Here is a 16,348-nt window from a genome sequence, read left to right as displayed (position 1 = left end):
CACCGAATCGGTGGCGCGAGTGCGCCGGGGGCTACCGCCCGTTGAACGCGTCCTTGAGGCGCGAGAACAACCCCTGCTGCCCCGGCTGGAACTGGCCGGTAGGCCGTTCCTCACCGCGCAGCTTGGAGAACTCCCGCAGCAGGCGTTCCTGTTCGGCGTCCATCTTCGTCGGGGTGAGCACCTCGACGTGCACGATCAGGTCACCCCGGCCGCCGCCGCGCAGATGCGTGATGCCGCGCTGGTGCATCGGGATCGACTGACCGGACTGCGTGCCCGGCCGGATGTCGACCTCCTCCAGCGCGTCCAGCGTCTCCAGCGGCACCTTCGTACCGAGTGCGGCCGCCGTCATCGGGACCGTCACCGTGCAGTGCAGATCGTCGCCGCGCCGCTGGAAGACCGCGTGCGGCAGCTCGTGGATCTCGACGTACAGGTCACCGGCGGGGCCGCCGCCGGGGCCGACCTCGCCCTCGCCCGCGAGCTGGATCCGGGTGCCGTTGTCGACACCGGCCGGGATCTTCACCGTCAGCGTGCGGCGGGAGCGGATGCGCCCGTCGCCCGCGCACTCGGGGCACGGCGTCGGCACGACCGTACCGAAGCCCTGGCACTGCGGACACGGCCGCGAGGTCATGACCTGGCCCAGGAAGGACCGGGTGACCTGCGAGACCTCGCCGCGACCGCGGCACATGTCGCAGGTCTGGGCCGAGGTGCCGGGGGCCGCGCCCTCGCCGCTGCAGGTCGTACAGACCACCGCGGTGTCGACCTGGATGTCCTTCGTGGTGCCGAAGGCCGACTCGTTGAGGTCGATCTCCAGCCGGATCATCGCGTCCTGGCCGCGCCGCGTGCGCGACCTCGGCCCGCGCTGGGACGCCGTACCGAAGAAGGCGTCCATGATGTCCGAGAAGTTGCCGAAGCCGCCCGCGCCGAAGCCGCCGGCTCCGCCGCCGCCCGCCTGCGAGAGCGGATCGCCGCCGAGGTCGTAGACCTGCTTCTTCTGCGGGTCCGACAACACCTCGTAGGCGGCGTTGATCTCCTTGAAGCGTTCCTGCGTCTTGGGATCGGGGTTGACATCCGGGTGGAGCTCGCGCGCCAACCGCCGGAATGCCTTCTTGATCTCGTCCTGGGAAGCGTCGCGGCGCACGCCGAGAACGGCGTAATAGTCCGTGGCCACTTACGACTCCGCCAGGATCTGTCCGACGTAACGTGCCACTGCGCGTACCGCTCCCATCGTTCCGGGGTAGTCCATGCGGGTCGGTCCGACCACGCCGAGTTTGGCGACTGCCTCGTCGCCCGAACCGTAGCCGACGGCGACGACCGATGTGGACGTCAGGCCCTCGTGGGCATTCTCATGCCCGATGCGTACGGTCATGCCCGAGTCCTCACCGAGCAGCTTGAGGAGCACGACCTGCTCCTCCAGCGCTTCCAGCACCGGCCTGATGGTCAGTGGGAAGTCATGTCCGAATCGCGTCAGATTGGCGGTTCCGCCGATCATCAGCCGTTCTTCGGTCTCCTCGACCAGCGTTTCGAGCAAGGTCGCGAGCACCGTGGAAACCGTACCCCGGTCCTCCTGCTCGAAGGACTCGGGCAGGTCCTGCACCAATTGTGGTACGTCCGCGAAGCGGCGCCCCACCACCCTGCTGTTGAGCCGGGCACGGAGGTCGGCGAGAGATGTCTCACCGAACGGCCCCGGGCAGTCGACCAGACGCTGCTCCACCCGCCCGGTGTCCGTGATCAGTACGAGCATCAGCCGGGCCGGGGCCAGCGCGAGCAGCTCCACGTGCCGCACCGTGGAACGGGTCAGCGACGGGTACTGCACGACGGCGACCTGCCGGGTGAGCTGGGCGAGGAGCCGCACGGTCCTGGCCACCACGTCGTCGAGGTCGACCGCGCCGTCCATGAAGTTCTGGATGGCGCGCCGCTCGGGCGACGAGAGGGGCTTGACGCCCGCGAGCCGGTCGACGAACAGCCGGTACCCCTTGTCCGTGGGGATGCGGCCCGCGCTCGTGTGCGGCTGGGCGATGAACCCCTCGTCCTCCAGGGCCGCCATGTCGTTGCGGACGGTGGCCGGTGAGACACCGAGCCGGTGCCGCTCGGTGAGCGCCTTGGAACCGACCGGCTCCTCGGTGCCCACATAGTCCTGGACGATGGCGCGCAACACTTCGAGTCTGCGTTCGCTGAGCACCCGCGCACACCTCCAGCTCTCGATCCGGACCTTCCTGGCACTCGGTATGTTCGAGTGCCAGCGACGTCCCAGTGTACGGCGGAGAGGTTCACCGCTGGCAAGGGCGGGCCGTCGCGCGGTCGCGCCGGTGTCCGCCGGCCGGGGATAGCGTCAGGGTATGGACGCCACTGACGCCACTGACGCCGCTTGGGAAGACTCCGGCTGGGAACACCTGGCGCCGGGGGTGGGACGGTGCCGTCTCCCGCGCTGGGACGCCACGGCCGGGCTCGTGGCCGGCCGGTACGGTGCGCTGCTCTTCGACACGGGCGCGACGCTGCGCGAGGGCCGGGAGGTCCGGATGCGCGCGGAGGCGGTGCTGGGCCGCCGGGTGACGCACATCGCGCTGAGCCACCCGCACTTCGACCATGTGCTGGGCACCGCCGCGTTCGCGGGTGTCCAGGTGTACGGAGCGGTGGGCGCGGAGGCGCTGCTCACCCGGGGCTCACGCGGTGCCGACGCACTGCGCCAGGACGCGGTGCGCCACGGGGTCCCGGCGGCGGAGGCCGCCGAGGCAGTGGCCCATCTCGTCGCTCCGCACCATCCGGTCTCCGGGGAACTGACCCTGGACCTGGGCGGCCGCCGGGTCACCCTCGTGAACTGCGGCCCCGGCCACACCGGCCACGACCTGGTGCTGCTCGTCCCGGGCGGACGGGAGGCCGGCCCCGCGGCGGGTGCGGACGGTGCGGGCGCCCGCACCGTCGTCTTCTGCGGCGATCTGGTCGAGGAGTCGGGCGAGCCCCAGGCGGGCCCGGACGCGATGCCCGCCCGCTGGCCCGCCGCGCTGGACCGGCTGCTGGCGCTGGGCGGCGCGGACGCGCTGTACGTACCGGGGCACGGCGCCGTGGTCGACGCCGCTTTCGTCCGCGCTCAGCGGGATGTGCTGGCAGCACGCTCCGGGGTGTCGTAGCGTCTGCGGAATGCGCAGCTACAGCCCCGACTTCACGCCGCCGTGGAAGAAGCAGACGCCCGCCCGCGAGGTCGCGGCCGAGCCCGATCTGGTGGTCGAGGAGATCGCCACCGGCTTCTGCGGTGCGGTGATCCGGTGTGAGAAGACGGCCGAGGGGCCGACGGTCACCCTGGAGGACCGCTTCGGCAAGCACCGGGTGTTCCCGATGGGGCCGCGCGCCTTCCTGCTTGAGGGGCGCCCGGTCACGCTCGTACGCCCCACGGCGGCGCCCCGGCGCACCGACCGGACGGCGTCCGGCTCGCTGGCGGTGCCCGGCGCCCGGGCACGGGTCGCGCGGGCCGGGCGGATCTACGTGGAGGGGCGCCACGACGCGGAGCTGGTCGAGCGGGTGTGGGGCGACGACCTGCGGATCGAGGGTGTCGTCGTCGAGTATCTGGAGGGCATCGACGATCTGCCCGCGATCGTCACGGAGTTCGGCCCGGGGGCGGACGCACGGCTCGGGGTGCTGGTCGACCACCTGGTCCCGGGCTCGAAGGAGTCCCGTATCGCGGCGCAGGTCTCCAGTGACCACGCGCTGGTGGTGGGGCACCCCTACATCGATGTCTGGGAAGCGGTGAAGCCCTCGTCCGTGGGCATCGCGGGGTGGCCGGCCGTGCCGCGCGGACAGGACTGGAAGACCGGGGTGTGCCGGGCGCTGGGCTGGCCGGAGAACACCGGCGCCGCGTGGCAGCGGATCCTCTCCGGGGTGCGCTCCTACCGGGACCTGGAGCCCGCTCTGCTGGGCCGGGTCGAGGAACTGATCGACTTCGTGACGGCCCCTGTGGAGTAGGAATGTCCAGTCCCTCCGAGCGCCGGAACCTCAGCCCCTCCGGCGATTGAGGAGCGGGATCCGGGGCGGAGCCCCGTGCCAGCGCGGCCCGGCCTCAGTCGACCAGGTCCCGCACCACCGCATCGGCCAGCAGCCGCCCCCGCAGCGTCAGCACGGCCCGCCCCGCCTCATAGGCCGCAGCCTCAAGCAGCCCGTCCGCCAGGGCGCGCCGGGACGCGGCCAGGCCCGCCGGGGCCAGGATGGAGAGCGGGCAGCCGTCGCGCAGGCGCAGTTCCAGCAGGATGCGTTCCACCCGGCGGTCCTCGGCCGGCAGGATCTCCCGGCCCGCGCCGGGTGACTTCCCGGCAGCCAGGGCCGCCGCGTACGCGCCGGGGTGCTTCACGTTCCACCAGCGCACCCCGCCGACGTGGCTGTGCGCGCCGGGGCCCGCGCCCCACCAGTCCGCGCCGCGCCAGTACAGCTCGTTGTGCAGGCAGCGGCCCGCTTCGGTGGTGGCCCAGTTGGAGACCTCGTACCAGGAGAAGCCCGCGTCGGCCAGGACGGAGTCCGCGATCAGATAGCGGTCCGCGTGCTCGTCGTCGTCCGTCATCGGCACTTCGCCGCGCCGGATCCTGCGGGCCAGCTGGGTGCCCTCCTCGACGATGAGGGCGTACGCGGAGATGTGGTCGGGTCCGGCTCCGACCGCCGCCGCGAGCGAGGCCCGCCAGTCGTCGTCGGACTCCCCCGGCGTGCCGTAGATCAGGTCCAGATTGACGTGCTCGAAGCCCGCCGCGCGGGCCTCGGCGACGCACGCCTCGGGCCTGCCCGGGGTGTGCGTGCGGTCGAGGATCTTCAGGACGTGCTGCCGGGCGCTCTGCATCCCGAACGAGATCCGGTTGAAGCCCCCGGCCCGCAGCGTCGCCAGATACTCGGGGCCCACGGACTCGGGGTTGGCCTCGGTGGTGATCTCCGCGTTGTCGGCGAGGCCGAACTCGTCCCGGACCGCCGCGAGCATCCGCACCAGGTCCGCCGCGTCGAGCAGGGTCGGTGTTCCGCCGCCGACGAAGACGGTGCTGACCGGCCGGGGGTCGTCGCCGAGCACCTTGCGGGCCAGCCGGATCTCCTCGGTCAGGGTCGAGGCGTAGTTGTCCTGCGAGGCCAGCACACCGCCCGAGCCGCGCAGCTCGGTCGCGGTGTAGGTGTTGAAGTCGCAGTACCCGCAGCGCGTCGCGCAGTAGGGCACGTGCAGATAGAACCCGAGCGGCCGCTCACCCGCGCCCTCCAGGGCATGACCGGGCAGCGCCCCGTCATCGGGCATGGGCTCACCATCGGGCAGTACGGAAGGCATGCCCCCATTGTCCCCCGGACCGGGAACTACTCCGCCCGCAGCACCAGCAGCGCCATGTCGTCGTCCAGCGGCTCCACGCCGAACGCGTAGACCGCCTGCTTGATCCGCTCGGCGACCCCCTGCGCGGTCAGCCCCGTACAGCCCGCGAGCTCGGCGGAGAGCCCGTCGCCGTCGTCGAACATGCGCGGGCCTGCCCGCCGCTCGGTGACGCCGTCGGTGACGCAGAGCAGCGTGTCGCCGGGCAGCAGGTCGAACGTCTCGCTCTCGTACGTGACCCCCTCGACCACGCCGAGCAGCATCTGCGGTGCGGCGGCGGGCCGCACAGTGCCGTCGGGGCTCAGCAGCAGCGGCAGCGGGTGGCCCGCGCTGGCCAGGGTGCACCGCACTCCCGCACCGTCGGGCAGCGGTACCAGCTCGCCGTAGAGCAGCGAGAGGAACCGGGACTGGGGGTCCTCGTGCAGCTCCTGGCCGCCCGCCACCGCGACCATCCGGGCCGCCGCCTCGGCGGTCTCCATCGCGTCGTCGAGCAGCAGCTTGTTGAGCCGGTCGAGTACCTCGGACACCTGGTAGCCCTCGCGGGCGAGCAGCCGCAGCCAGGGGCGGGCGAGTCCGGTGACGACGGCCGCCTCCGGGCCGCTGCCCTGGACGTCGCCGAGCGCGAAGCACCAGCGGCCGCCCGCACTCTCGCCGGGAAAGACGTCGTAGAAGTCGCCGCCCGCGACGCCCTCGCCGCGCGGCTCGTAGACGAGGGCGCTGTCCACGCCGGGAATCTCGGCGACGCTGCTGGGCAGCAGCCCGCGCTGGAGGACCCTGCTGATGGTCGCCTGCCGGGTGTACTGGCGCGCGGCGCCGATCGCCTGGGCGACCCGGCGCGCGAAGTCGCCCACCAGGGCGGTCACTTCCTCGTGGGCGCGCCGCCCGGCGGCCCGGCCGAGCAGCAGCGTGCCCAGCGGCCGGCCGGCGGCGAGCAGCCGGTAGCCGAGCACCGTGCCGTCGGCGCCCGCTGTGCCGTCGGAGCCCGCCGTCCCGTCGCTGACCGGCCACTCCAGGGACACGGCGGCGCCCCGCGCGGACTCGGGCAGCTGCGGCGGCTCCTTCTCCAGTACGGCACGCAGTTCGTCGATCCGGCTCTCGTGGGCGTGCCAGACCCGCGACAGTCTCGGTCTGCGTCCCGGACCGCCGGCCTCCGGGTCCAGCCAGACGGCGCACCAGTCGCCGAGCCGGGGCACCAGGAGCTGGGCGGCCAGCGCGGCGATCATGTCCTCGTCGAACTGCCCGGCGAGCAGTTCGGATGCCTCGGCGAGGAAGCTGAGCGCCCCGCTGCTGCTCCACTCCCGCTCCGCGCCCTGCGTGCGCCGGGGCGCGGGGGCCAGGATCTCGGCGGCGCGCAGTCCGCGCCGGAGGCGGAGGTCGCCGCCGGATGCGGACTGCGGGTCGCCCCCGTCGAGCGGCAGCCGGGTCCAGACCGTCTTGAGCCCGGTGCGGTAGGTGATGCCCCAGGCCTCGGCGAGGGACGAGACGAGCCGCAGCCCGCGGCCGTACTCCGGCAGGCCGTCCTGCTGGTCCTCAGGGTCGTTGCGGACCTCCCGCGAGGGGTGGTGGTCGGAGACCTCGATCACCAGCGCGGGCGGCTCGTCGCCCGCCGCGCCCTCCAGCCGGACGAGCACCTCGACCGTGGTGCCCGCGTGCACGACGGCGTTGGTGACGAGTTCACTGGCGATCAGCGTGGCGTCCTCGGCGAGCTGGTCGGTGAAGCCGGTGGCGGTCGGCAGCCCGAGCGCGGTCCAGTCGGCGAGCGCGGCCCGGACGAACCGGCGTGCGGCGGACGGGGACAGCGGGTTGCCGGGCAGGCTGGTGCGGACCACCGACGGCACGCCTGCCGGTGGCCCGGAGGGGCGCACGGTACGGACCGCGGTCTCCCTCTGCACGGGAATGGACCCCACTCGGTGGCTCCCTGACCAGATCTGACGTTGCGCCGATGACGACAACGACAGAGTGACAGACGGAGCGCGCCCATATGCGTCGAGTTACTCAAATGGGCCGTGTCGGATGGAGAAAGTGCTGGTCGGTGGGGTGACGGAGACACGGAATCCGGTACGGAGCCGGTCCCGTGGAACCCTTCCGTGGCGGCTCCGCGGCCTGGGGGCCGGCGGGAGGCGTCCGCCGGTCCCGCCCCGCGCCGCTGCTACGCCTCGCGCGAGCCCGCGTACATGTCCTCGATGAGCGCCTTGTACTCGCGCTCGACGACCGGGCGCTTCAGCTTGAGGCTGGGGGTCAGCTCACCGTGCTCGATGTCGAGATCGCGCGGCAGCAGCCGGAACTTCTTGACCGTCTGCCAGCGCTGGAGCCCCTCGTTGAGCCGCTTCACATAGCCGCTGATCAGCGACTCGACCTCCTTGGAGGCGACCACGTCGGCGTACGACCGGCCGCCCATCCCGTTCTCCTCGGCCCAGCCCAGGATGGTCGGCTCGTCGAGGGCGATCAGGGCCGTACAGAAGTTACGGTCCGCGCCGTGCACCAGAATGTTGGAGACGAACGGGCACACCGCCTTGAACTGGCCCTCGACCTCGGCCGGTGCGATGTACTTGCCGCCGGACGTCTTGATCAGGTCCTTCTTGCGGTCGGTGATCCGCAGATAGCCGTCGGACGACAGCTCGCCGATGTCACCGGTGTGGAACCAGCCGTCGGACTCCAGCACTTCGGCGGTCTTCTCCGGCAGCCGGTGGTAGCCCGCCATGATGCCGGGGCCGCGGAGCATGACCTCGCCGTCGTCGGCGATCCGGACCTCGGTGCCGGGCAGCGGCTTGCCGACGGTGCCGGTGCGGTAGGCCTCGCCGGGGTTGACGAAGGAGGCGGCGCTCGACTCGGTGAGGCCGTACCCCTCCAGGATGTGGATGCCCGCACCGGCGAAGAACAGCCCGATGTCGGGGGCGAGCGCGGCCGAGCCCGAGACACAGGCGCGCAGCCGCCCGCCGAACGCCTCCCGGATCTTGGCGTACACCAGCGCGTCGGCGACCTTGTGCTTGGCCGAGAGCGCGAACGGCGCCGACGCGGAGCCGGTGTGCCGGAAGTGGTCCTGGGTGACCTTCGCGTACTCGCGCGCCACCTCGGCGGCCCACTGGAAGATCTTGTACTTGGCGCCGCCACCGGCCCGCGCCTTGGCAGCGACCCCGTTGTAGACCTTCTCGAAGATCCGCGGTACTGCTGCCATATAGGTCGGCTGGACCACCGGAAGGTTCTCGATGATCTTGTCCACCCGGCCGTCCACGGCGGTGACATGGCCGACCTCGATCTGGCCGGAGGTCAGCACCTTGCCGAAGACGTGCGCGAGCGGCAGCCAGAGGTACTGGACGTCGTCCTTGGTGATCAGCCCGGTGGAGACCGTGGCCTTGGCCATGTACGACCAGTTGTCGTGCGGCAGCCGTACGCCCTTGGGCCTGCCCGTGGTGCCCGAGGTGTAGATCAGCGTGGCGAGCTGGTCGGCGGTGATGGCCCCGATCCGCTCCTTGACCGCGCCGGGGTTCGCCGCCAGGTGTGCGGCCCCGCGGGCCTCCAGATCGGCGAGCGAAAGGACCCAGCCGTCCTCGTCGGCCTCATCGGGCTCCAGGCCGGCGGTGTCGATCACCACGACATGGCGCAGGTCCGGCAGCTCGGCCCGCCGTTCGCGTGCCTTGGCGAGCTGCCCGGCGTCCTCCGCGATCAGCACCCGGCTCTCGGAGTCGGAGAGGATGTAGGCGGACTCCTCCGTGTTGGTCGACGGGTAGATCGTCGTCGTCGCGGCTCCCGCGCACATCACGCCGAGGTCGGCCAGGATCCATTCGACCCGGGTCGACGAGGCGAGCGCGACGCGCTCCTCGGACCGTACGCCGAGTTCGATCAGGCCGGCGGCGATGGCGTACACCCGCTCGGCCGACTGCCCCCAGCTGAGGGACCTCCACTCGTCGGGCCCCTCGCCGGAGGCCGCGGGCACCGGGAAGCGGTATGCCTCGCCATCGGGCGTCTCGGCCACCCGCTGGGTGAAAAGGGTCGCCACGGAGGGCGGCCGGGTCTCGATCAAGGTCTGTGTGTCGCTCACGACGTCGTCCTCCGGGCCTGCGGGCAGCTCTGCGCGACTGGCTGGTGGCTGTTATTAAACTGGCGAGTAACTAGTGATCAGAGTAGAGCGCCGGTGTCCGCCACGTAAGGGGGAACGGCCGTGTGCTTCATAACGAACGGGCCCCCGTGCCGTAGCACGGGGGCCCGTCTGTCGATTCTCGTTCCGGTTCTCTCCGGTTGCACCCGGTTCCCGCCGGTCGCCTGCCCGTTACTTCTTCTTGCTCTCGCCGGACTCGTCGGTCGACAGCACCGCGATGAAGGCCTCCTGCGGGACTTCCACGTTGCCGACCATCTTCATCCGCTTCTTGCCTTCCTTCTGCTTCTCCAGCAGCTTCCGCTTACGGGAGATGTCACCGCCGTAGCACTTGGCGAGGACGTCCTTGCGGATGGCCCGGACGGTCTCACGGGCGATGACCCGGGCGCCGATGGCGGCCTGGATCGGCACCTCGAAGTTCTGCCGCGGGATCAGTTTCTGCAGCTTGGCGACGAGCCGCACCCCGTACGCGTAGGCCTTGTCCTTGTGCGTGACGGCGGAGAACGCGTCGACCTTGTCCCCGTGCAGCAGGATGTCGACCTTGACGAGCTGGGCGGCCTGCTCGCCGGTGGGCTCGTAGTCGAGCGAGGCGTAGCCGCGGGTCTTCGACTTCAGCTGGTCGAAGAAGTCGAAGACGATCTCGGCGAGCGGCAGGGTGTAGCGGATCTCGACCCGGTCCTCGGAGAGGTAGTCCATCCCGAGCAGCGTGCCGCGGCGGTTCTGGCAGAGCTCCATGATCGCGCCGATGAACTCGCTGGGGGCCAGCACCGTGGCGCGGACGACCGGCTCGTGCACCTTGTCGATCTTCCCCTCGGGGAACTCGCTCGGGTTGGTGACGATGTGCTCGGTGCCGTCCTCCATGTCCACGCGGTAGACCACGTTGGGCGCGGTGGCGATGAGCTCCAGGTTGAACTCACGCTCCAGCCGCTCGCGGACCACGTCGAGGTGGAGCAGGCCGAGGAAGCCGACCCGGAAGCCGAAGCCGAGAGCCGCCGACGTCTCCGGCTCGTACACCAGGGCGGCGTCGTTGAGCTGGAGCTTCTCCAGGGCTTCGCGGAGGTCCGGGTAGTCCGAGCCGTCCAGCGGGTAGAGCCCGGAGAACACCATCGGCTTGGGGTCCTTGTAGCCACCCAGGGCCTCGGTGGCGCCCTTGTGCAGCGAGGTGATCGTGTCACCGACCTTGGACTGCCTGACGTCCTTCACGCCGGTGATGATGTAGCCGACCTCGCCGACGCCGATGCCGTCCGCCGGGGTCATCTCCGGGGAGGAGACACCGATCTCCAGCAGCTCGTGGGTGGCGTTGGTGGACATCATCCGGATGCGCTCGCGCTTGTTGAGCTGGCCGTCGATGACCCGGACGTACGTGACGACGCCGCGGTACGAGTCGTAGACCGAGTCGAAGATCATCGCGCGGGCGGGGGCATCGGCCCGGCCCACCGGGGCCGGCACGTCCCTGACGACGCGGTCGAGGAGCGCGTCCACCCCCATGCCGGTCTTCGCCGAGACCTTGAGCACGTCCTCGGGCTGGCAGCCGATGAGGTTCGCCAGCTCCTCGGAGAACTTCTCGGGCTGCGCGGCCGGCAAGTCGATCTTGTTGAGGACCGGAACGATCGTGAGGTCGTTCTCCATCGCCAGATAGAGGTTGGCGAGGGTCTGCGCCTCGATGCCCTGGGCCGCGTCGACCAGCAGGACCGTGCCCTCGCAGGCGGCGAGGGAACGGGAGACCTCGTAGGTGAAGTCCACGTGACCAGGGGTGTCGATCATGTTCAGGACATGGGTGGTGCCCAGGTCCCCGCCCGTGGTGGGCGCCCAGGGGAGCCGCACCGCCTGGGACTTGATCGTGATGCCGCGCTCGCGCTCGATGTCCATACGGTCGAGGTACTGAGCGCGCATCTGCCGCTGGTCGACCACCCCGGTCAGCTGGAGCATCCGGTCGGCAAGGGTCGACTTGCCGTGGTCGATGTGCGCGATGATGCAGAAATTGCGGATCAGCGCCGGGTCGGTACGGCTCGGCTCGGGCACGTTGGTAGGAGTCGCGGGCACGCAGGGTCCTGATTCTTGAGACGCCGGGCGTCTCGTCTCGGGCGATGGCGGATCGATACGTAAGCTCCATGGTCCCATGGCTGCGGGGCTGGGCCCGTTTTGGGCCGGTGGATGGCGGGCTGGTACCGTGGTCAGCTGTGCCTCCTGGGCCTTCCGGATGAACGCTCCACACGGTTCGTAGCGGTCGGTGCGGGGGCACTCATCGAAATTTCGAAATTCATCGAACCTGAAAAGGCTCTTTCGTGGCGAACATCAAGTCCCAGATCAAGCGGAACAAGACCAACGAGAAGGCGCGCCTGCGCAACAAGGCCGTCAAGTCGTCGCTCAAGACCGCGATCCGCAAGTCCCGTGAGGCCGCTGCCGCGGGCGACGTCGAGAAGGCCACCGCGGCCGCTCGGCTGGCCTCGCAGCAGCTCGACAAGGCCGTCAGCAAGGGCGTCATCCACAAGAACTCCGCGGCCAACAAGAAGTCGGCGATCGCCAAGCGCGTTGCCGGCCTCTCCGCCTGAAGCTGACCGATCCGGTCCGGCCGCACGGCTGACCGCTTTCGCGTGACTTCTTTCGCGTGACTTCGACCTACGGGGCCCTCTCCGGGCTCCACCCCGTCGTCCCGGGCCCAGCGGCCCCTCTACCGCTCCGGTACGACACCCCGCGCCGCACACGGCCTGCGTTCGCCACGCGGGTGCGGCGCACCACCGCTTGAGCCGAGGCCCCGCCTCTGTCCTTCCCCAGGACGGAGGCGGGGCCTTCGGCATGTCCGGGGCAGGGGTACCGGGGGGGGAGAGTACTCAGCGCCGCATCCGGGCGGCCCGTGCCACGGTGACCACGGCCCGCTCCAGTTCGTACTCCGGGTCGTCGCCGCCGCCCTTGACCCCGGCGTCCGCCGCCGCGACGGCACGCAGCGCGACCGCGACCCCGTCGGGCGTCCAGCCGCGCATCTGCTGCCGTACCCGGTCGATCTTCCACGGGGGCATGCCCAGCTCACGCGCGAGATCGGCGGGGCGCCCGCCGCGGGCCGACGAGAGCTTGCCGATGGCGCGGACACCCTGCGCCAGGGCACTGGTGATCAGCACGGGGGCGACGCCGGTCGACAGCGACCAGCGCAGCGCCTCCAGTGCGTCCGCCGCGCGCCCTTCGACGGCCCGGTCGGCGATCGTGAAGCTGGAGGCCTCGGCCCGCCCCGTGTAGTACCGCCCGACGACCGCCTCGTCGATCGTGCCCTCGACATCCGCGACGAGCTGGGAGACGGCGCTCGCGAGCTCCCGCAGGTCGCTGCCGATGGAGTCGACCAGTGCCTGGCACGCCTCGGGGGTCGCGGAACGGCCCAGGGCCCGGAACTCCGACCGTACGAAGGAGAGCCGCTCAGCCGGTTTGGTCGTCTTCGGGCAGGCGATCTCGCGTGCGCCGGCCTTGCGCGCGGCGTCGAGCAGCCCTTTGCCCTTGGCGCCCCCGGCATGGAGGAGCACCAGGGTGATCTCCTCGGCCGGGGCGCCGAGGTAGTCCTTGACGTCCTTGATCGTGTCGGCGGAGAGATCCTGTGCGTTCCGCACGATGACGACCTTGCGCTCCGCGAAGAGCGAGGGGCTGGTCAGCTCGGCGAGGGTGCCCGGCTGGAGCTGGTCGGACGTGAGATCACGGACGTCGGTGTCGGCGTCGGCCGCGCGGGCGGCGGCGACCACCTGCTGAACGGCACGGTCGAGCAGCAGGTCCTCCTGCCCCACGGCGAGGGTGAGCGGCACGAGTGGGTTGTCTGGGGAGTCCTGCTGACTCTGTTTCCGGATCATCGCGGTCCAGCATCCCACGCGGCACCGACAGGCCCGCGGAAAGTCCCGCAGCCGCGGGGTCCGGGGGCCGGCAGGGCCCGCCCGCCGCAGCCGCGGTCCGGACGTGCCGGAGAATGGACCGGTGAGCGATGTGAGACATGTACTGGTCCTGCCCGACCGCGACAGCGCCGAGGAGGTCGCGGGCGAGGTCGCCGACCGCTTCGGGGTGGCCGAGGAGCCCCAGCTCGTCCGGGACGCGCTGGCCGGGGAGGACGACGCCGAGGACGCGCAGTGGCTGGTCGTCGTCGAGGATCCGCAGGAGCGGCTGGACCCCGGGGCGCTCGACGCGTTCGCCGCCGAGTACGAGGGGTGGCTGGAGGTGCCCTAGGTCGCCATCCGGGGTGCCCCGGGCTGCCTTCCAGGGGGCCTCAGGCTGCCGTCCGAGGTGCCTCAGGCTGTTTTCTTCTTCACGATCTGGACGTCCAGGTCGATGGTGATGCTGTTGCCGACCGCGGCGATACCGCGGGCCAGCATGGTCTGCCAGCGCATGGTGAAGTCGTCACGGTGCAGCTCGGTGGTGGCGCGGCAGGCGGCACGCACCTCCCCCTCCATGCCGTTGCCGAGGCCCAGGTACTGCGTGTCGAGCGTGACGGTGCGGCTGACGCCGTGCAGGGTGAGCGCGCCGGTCACGCCCCAGCGGCTGCCGCCGCGGTGCACGAAGCGCTCGCTGTAGAACTCCATCGTCGGAAAGCGCGCCACATCGAGAAAGTCTCCCGAGCGCAGATGGTCGTCACGCATCTGGACGTTGGTGTCGATGGACGCCGCGTCGATGATGACGTGCATCGCGGACTGCTCCATGTGGTCCGCGATCCTGACCGCACCCGCGAAGGTGTTGAAACGGCCGTTGATACGGGCCAGACCGATATGGCGGGCGGTGAAGCTGATCTGCGAGTGGGTCGGCTCGATCTCCCACTCGCCCGGTTCCGGCAGCGCGGGGGGCTGAGCAACCTGGAGCGTGACATCGCCCAGTCCGGAGTGGTCGCCCTCGGTGACGGTGGCGCCGCCGTGGAAGGGGGTGAAGCCCTCGGCGGTGACGGCCAGCCGGTACTCGCCCGGGGGCACGGTCGCGAACAGGGAGCCGTACGGATCGGTCTCGCCGCCGACCGTTCTGCGGCCCATGGTGTCCGTGAGGACGAACTCCGCCTGCTGGACCGGCTCGTTGACCGGGTCGAGCACCCGGCAGCTGAGCACACCCGCGTGAGCGGGCAACGTCAGTCCGCTGAGGGGACCACCACTGCGTCCCGCGCCGGCCTGCGACCGGTTACCAAACCAACGGCTGAACACTTCTGCAGAACCCCCGTGCATCGGGCGGGCCTTCGGTCGCACGCACGGTAGGACGTCATTGTCGGGGCGGCGACCCGCTGACGAATACGCATTCGATCACTGTTGGCCCGTTCTGGGCAAACGGCGCTGGTCGTGGCGGTTGGCGAGTAGCTGTCACGAGTTGTACTTACTCAGAAGTAATGTCCTTTCGTGCCAGACGTTGCTGACGTGGTGAAGTGCTTACGTGCTTACGTGATTACGTACAGGTACCCGGTCGAATTCCAGCCCGAAGTGGTCGCGGTAGGCCGCGAGAACGGCCGCGTCGCCCGGCAGATCCTGCTCGTGCCGCTCGCCGCGCACGGTAGTGATCAGCTTTCTGCCGCTGAGCGTGATCCGGCCGTCGTCGCTGAGCCGCGAGCAGATCAGCGACCGGGTGAAGTGGGAGGCGGGCGAGGTCCGGTGGTACCAGGCCCCGGCCTCGAAGTCGGCCAGCTCGCGCGGTCGTTGCTCCAGCCGGTACTGCGGCTTCCCGTCCCGTACGACGTCGAGGTCGCCGTCGGCCGCACCCGCGATCCGGAACGTGCCTGCGGGGTCCTGCTGGCCTCCCCGCACCCCGAGCAGCAGCGGGTGGTGGCTGTGGTCGCCGAACCCGACGTCGGCGAGCCAGGGCCCGGTGCCGTCGGCCGCCTCCACCCGCAGGGCGAGGTGGTCGTACGGGATACCCAGCCCGCCGTCGGCGCTGTGCACACGGGCCTGAAGCAGCGTCACCCGGAAACCCAGGGCCCGCAGCAACGCCGCGAAGGCGCCGTTGAGTTCGTAGCAGATACCACCACGCCGGGCACCGGCGATCTTGTCGATGAGCGGTGCGTCAGCGAGCACGGTGTCCTCGCCCCGGTGGATGGAGAGGTTCTCGAACGGCACCGTCCGCAGATGCCGCAGCTGCAACTCGCGGAGAGCCGCTGAGTCCGGTGCGGCCGGACGGCGGGCCCCGATGCGCTGGAGGTACGCGGCCACCCACACGGGCTCCGGCCGGGTCTCGGGCGGTGTCCCGGGCTCCCTGTCCAGCGGTGTGTCCGACTCCTTGTCCAGCGGTCTGTCCATGCAGGCAGTCTCGCTCCGCGTGTGGATTCCCGCCATGCGCCCGAAGACCTGCCGGGGACCCGGGCGGCCTAGACCCACGCACCTAGGTCCGCAGCACGATCCCGCGGCGGCCGTTCGGCACTAGCGTGAACGGCCATGACGAACCGGGAACCGGCGCGCAGTCGGCAGCAACGACGGCAGGACACCCTCGGACGACTGGAGCAGGACGTCGACTGCTGGGTGGCAACGGCAGCCGCGGACGGCGAACCGTGCCTCGTTCCCCTGTCGTTCGTGTGGCACGAGGAGAGCGTGGTGGTCTGCACCCGGCGTACCAACCCGACCGGGGTCAATCTGGTACGCGACGGACGGGCGAAGGTGACGCTCGGCCACACCCGGGACGTGGTGCTCATCGAGGGCGAGGGCGAACTGCTGACGGACGACAGACGCACGGCGGCGGCCGACGCCTTCACGGCGAAGCTCACCTGGGACCCGCGCACCGAGAAGGGATACGTGTATCTGCGCATCACCCCGAAGGCGGTCCAGGCCTGGCGCGAGGTGAACGAGATCGCCGGCCGCGACCTGATGCGTGACGGCACCTGGCTCGACTGACCACCCCCGCCCGGCGCAGCCCCGGTCCGCCCCCGCCGGGTGCGGCAGTGGGCTCGGGACCGCGCCGGGCGGGGGGCCCGAGGTGTCACTGGCCCGTGTCACCAGGGTGTCTCCGGCTCA

Annotated in this window: 14 protein-coding genes; 5 read left to right on the top strand and 9 right to left on the bottom strand. The window is 71.0% G+C overall.

Annotated features, from left to right (window positions below; genetic code table 11):
* Positions 1–31: 31 nt before the first annotated feature.
* Together dnaJ and hrcA are read right to left on the bottom strand one after the other, a co-directional pair.
* The gene (gene dnaJ / locus OG285_RS24475) at positions 32–1,168 is read right to left on the bottom strand and encodes a molecular chaperone DnaJ (RefSeq protein WP_356825720.1); all 1,137 of its coding nucleotides are present in this window, start codon (positions 1,166–1,168) and stop codon (positions 32–34) included.
* A complete protein-coding gene (gene hrcA, locus OG285_RS24470; protein WP_356825722.1) occupies positions 1,169–2,179 on the bottom strand; it encodes a heat-inducible transcriptional repressor HrcA in 1,011 nt (336 codons plus the stop codon).
* A gap of 157 nt (positions 2,180–2,336) precedes the next feature.
* On the opposite strand from hrcA, the gene OG285_RS24465 reads away from it, so the two are divergent.
* Both OG285_RS24465 and OG285_RS24460 read left to right on the top strand, forming a co-directional pair.
* Complete coding sequence (locus OG285_RS24465; RefSeq protein WP_371792205.1) at positions 2,337–3,125, top strand: MBL fold metallo-hydrolase; 789 nt, start codon at positions 2,337–2,339, stop codon at positions 3,123–3,125.
* 10 nt (positions 3,126–3,135) lie between these two features.
* Positions 3,136–3,954, top strand: coding sequence for a DUF3097 domain-containing protein (locus OG285_RS24460; RefSeq protein WP_356825726.1), 819 nt, complete (start codon positions 3,136–3,138; stop codon positions 3,952–3,954).
* Positions 3,955–4,048: 94 nt separating this feature from the next.
* On the opposite strand, the gene hemW is transcribed toward OG285_RS24460, so the two are convergent.
* From hemW to lepA, 4 genes are all read right to left on the bottom strand, one after another.
* Positions 4,049–5,281, bottom strand: coding sequence for a radical SAM family heme chaperone HemW (gene hemW, locus OG285_RS24455; protein ID WP_371792204.1), 1,233 nt, complete (start codon positions 5,279–5,281; stop codon positions 4,049–4,051).
* A 26-nt stretch (positions 5,282–5,307) separates the two neighbouring features.
* Positions 5,308–7,224, bottom strand: coding sequence for a SpoIIE family protein phosphatase (locus OG285_RS24450; RefSeq protein WP_371792203.1), 1,917 nt, complete (start codon positions 7,222–7,224; stop codon positions 5,308–5,310).
* A 242-nt stretch (positions 7,225–7,466) separates the two neighbouring features.
* Positions 7,467–9,356 carry a long-chain fatty acid--CoA ligase gene (locus OG285_RS24445; RefSeq protein ID WP_371792202.1) on the bottom strand — a complete coding sequence of 630 codons (1,890 nt, stop codon included), beginning with the start codon at positions 9,354–9,356 and terminating at the stop codon, positions 7,467–7,469.
* Positions 9,357–9,584: 228 nt separating this feature from the next.
* Positions 9,585–11,453 carry a translation elongation factor 4 gene (lepA, locus tag OG285_RS24440; RefSeq protein WP_356825732.1) on the bottom strand — a complete coding sequence of 623 codons (1,869 nt, stop codon included), beginning with the start codon at positions 11,451–11,453 and terminating at the stop codon, positions 9,585–9,587.
* A 242-nt stretch (positions 11,454–11,695) separates the two neighbouring features.
* Between lepA and rpsT the strand changes: the two genes are divergently transcribed.
* Positions 11,696–11,962, top strand: coding sequence for a 30S ribosomal protein S20 (gene rpsT / locus OG285_RS24435; protein WP_164266334.1), 267 nt, complete (start codon positions 11,696–11,698; stop codon positions 11,960–11,962).
* Between the two features lie 279 nt (positions 11,963–12,241).
* Here rpsT and holA read toward each other — a convergent pair whose 3' ends face one another.
* The gene (holA, locus tag OG285_RS24430; protein WP_356825735.1) at positions 12,242–13,237 is read right to left on the bottom strand and encodes a DNA polymerase III subunit delta; all 996 of its coding nucleotides are present in this window, start codon (positions 13,235–13,237) and stop codon (positions 12,242–12,244) included.
* A gap of 121 nt (positions 13,238–13,358) precedes the next feature.
* Here holA and OG285_RS24425 point away from each other — a divergent pair, with 121 nt between their 5' ends.
* Positions 13,359–13,604, top strand: a complete 246-nt coding sequence (locus OG285_RS24425; RefSeq protein ID WP_356825737.1) for a hypothetical protein — start codon at positions 13,359–13,361, stop codon at positions 13,602–13,604.
* Positions 13,605–13,666: 62 nt separating this feature from the next.
* On the opposite strand, the gene OG285_RS24420 is transcribed toward OG285_RS24425, so the two are convergent.
* Entirely contained in the window at positions 13,667–14,560 is an 894-nt protein-coding gene (locus OG285_RS24420; RefSeq protein WP_371792201.1) for a YceI family protein, read from the bottom strand.
* 219 nt (positions 14,561–14,779) lie between these two features.
* Positions 14,780–15,640 carry an arylamine N-acetyltransferase gene (locus OG285_RS24415; protein WP_371792200.1) on the bottom strand — a complete coding sequence of 287 codons (861 nt, stop codon included), beginning with the start codon at positions 15,638–15,640 and terminating at the stop codon, positions 14,780–14,782.
* A gap of 135 nt (positions 15,641–15,775) precedes the next feature.
* Here OG285_RS24415 and OG285_RS24410 point away from each other — a divergent pair, with 135 nt between their 5' ends.
* A complete protein-coding gene (locus OG285_RS24410; protein WP_371792199.1) occupies positions 15,776–16,228 on the top strand; it encodes a pyridoxamine 5'-phosphate oxidase family protein in 453 nt (150 codons plus the stop codon).
* The last annotated feature ends 120 nt before the right edge of the window (positions 16,229–16,348 follow it).

Source organism: Streptomyces sp. NBC_01471, from assembly GCF_041438865.1.
Classification (GTDB): domain Bacteria; phylum Actinomycetota; class Actinomycetes; order Streptomycetales; family Streptomycetaceae; genus Streptomyces.
Note: the sequence above shows the minus strand (reverse complement) of the source record. Positions and strands in the feature narration are given on the sequence as shown.

Bases quoted from the DNA above. Each gene is read 5' to 3' on its own strand.
- OG285_RS24460 (WP_356825726.1), top strand. From the start codon at position 3,136: ATGCGCAGCTACAGCCCCGACTTCACGCCGCCGTGGAAGAAGCAGACG.
- OG285_RS24465 (WP_371792205.1), top strand. From the start codon at position 2,337: ATGGACGCCACTGACGCCACTGACGCCGCTTGGGAAGACTCCGGCTGG.
- hemW (WP_371792204.1), bottom strand. From the start codon at position 5,281: ATGCCTTCCGTACTGCCCGATGGTGAGCCCATGCCCGATGACGGGGCG.
- OG285_RS24410 (WP_371792199.1), top strand. From the start codon at position 15,776: ATGACGAACCGGGAACCGGCGCGCAGTCGGCAGCAACGACGGCAGGAC.
- holA (WP_356825735.1), bottom strand. From the start codon at position 13,237: ATGATCCGGAAACAGAGTCAGCAGGACTCCCCAGACAACCCACTCGTG.
- OG285_RS24415 (WP_371792200.1), bottom strand. From the start codon at position 15,640: ATGGACAGACCGCTGGACAAGGAGTCGGACACACCGCTGGACAGGGAG.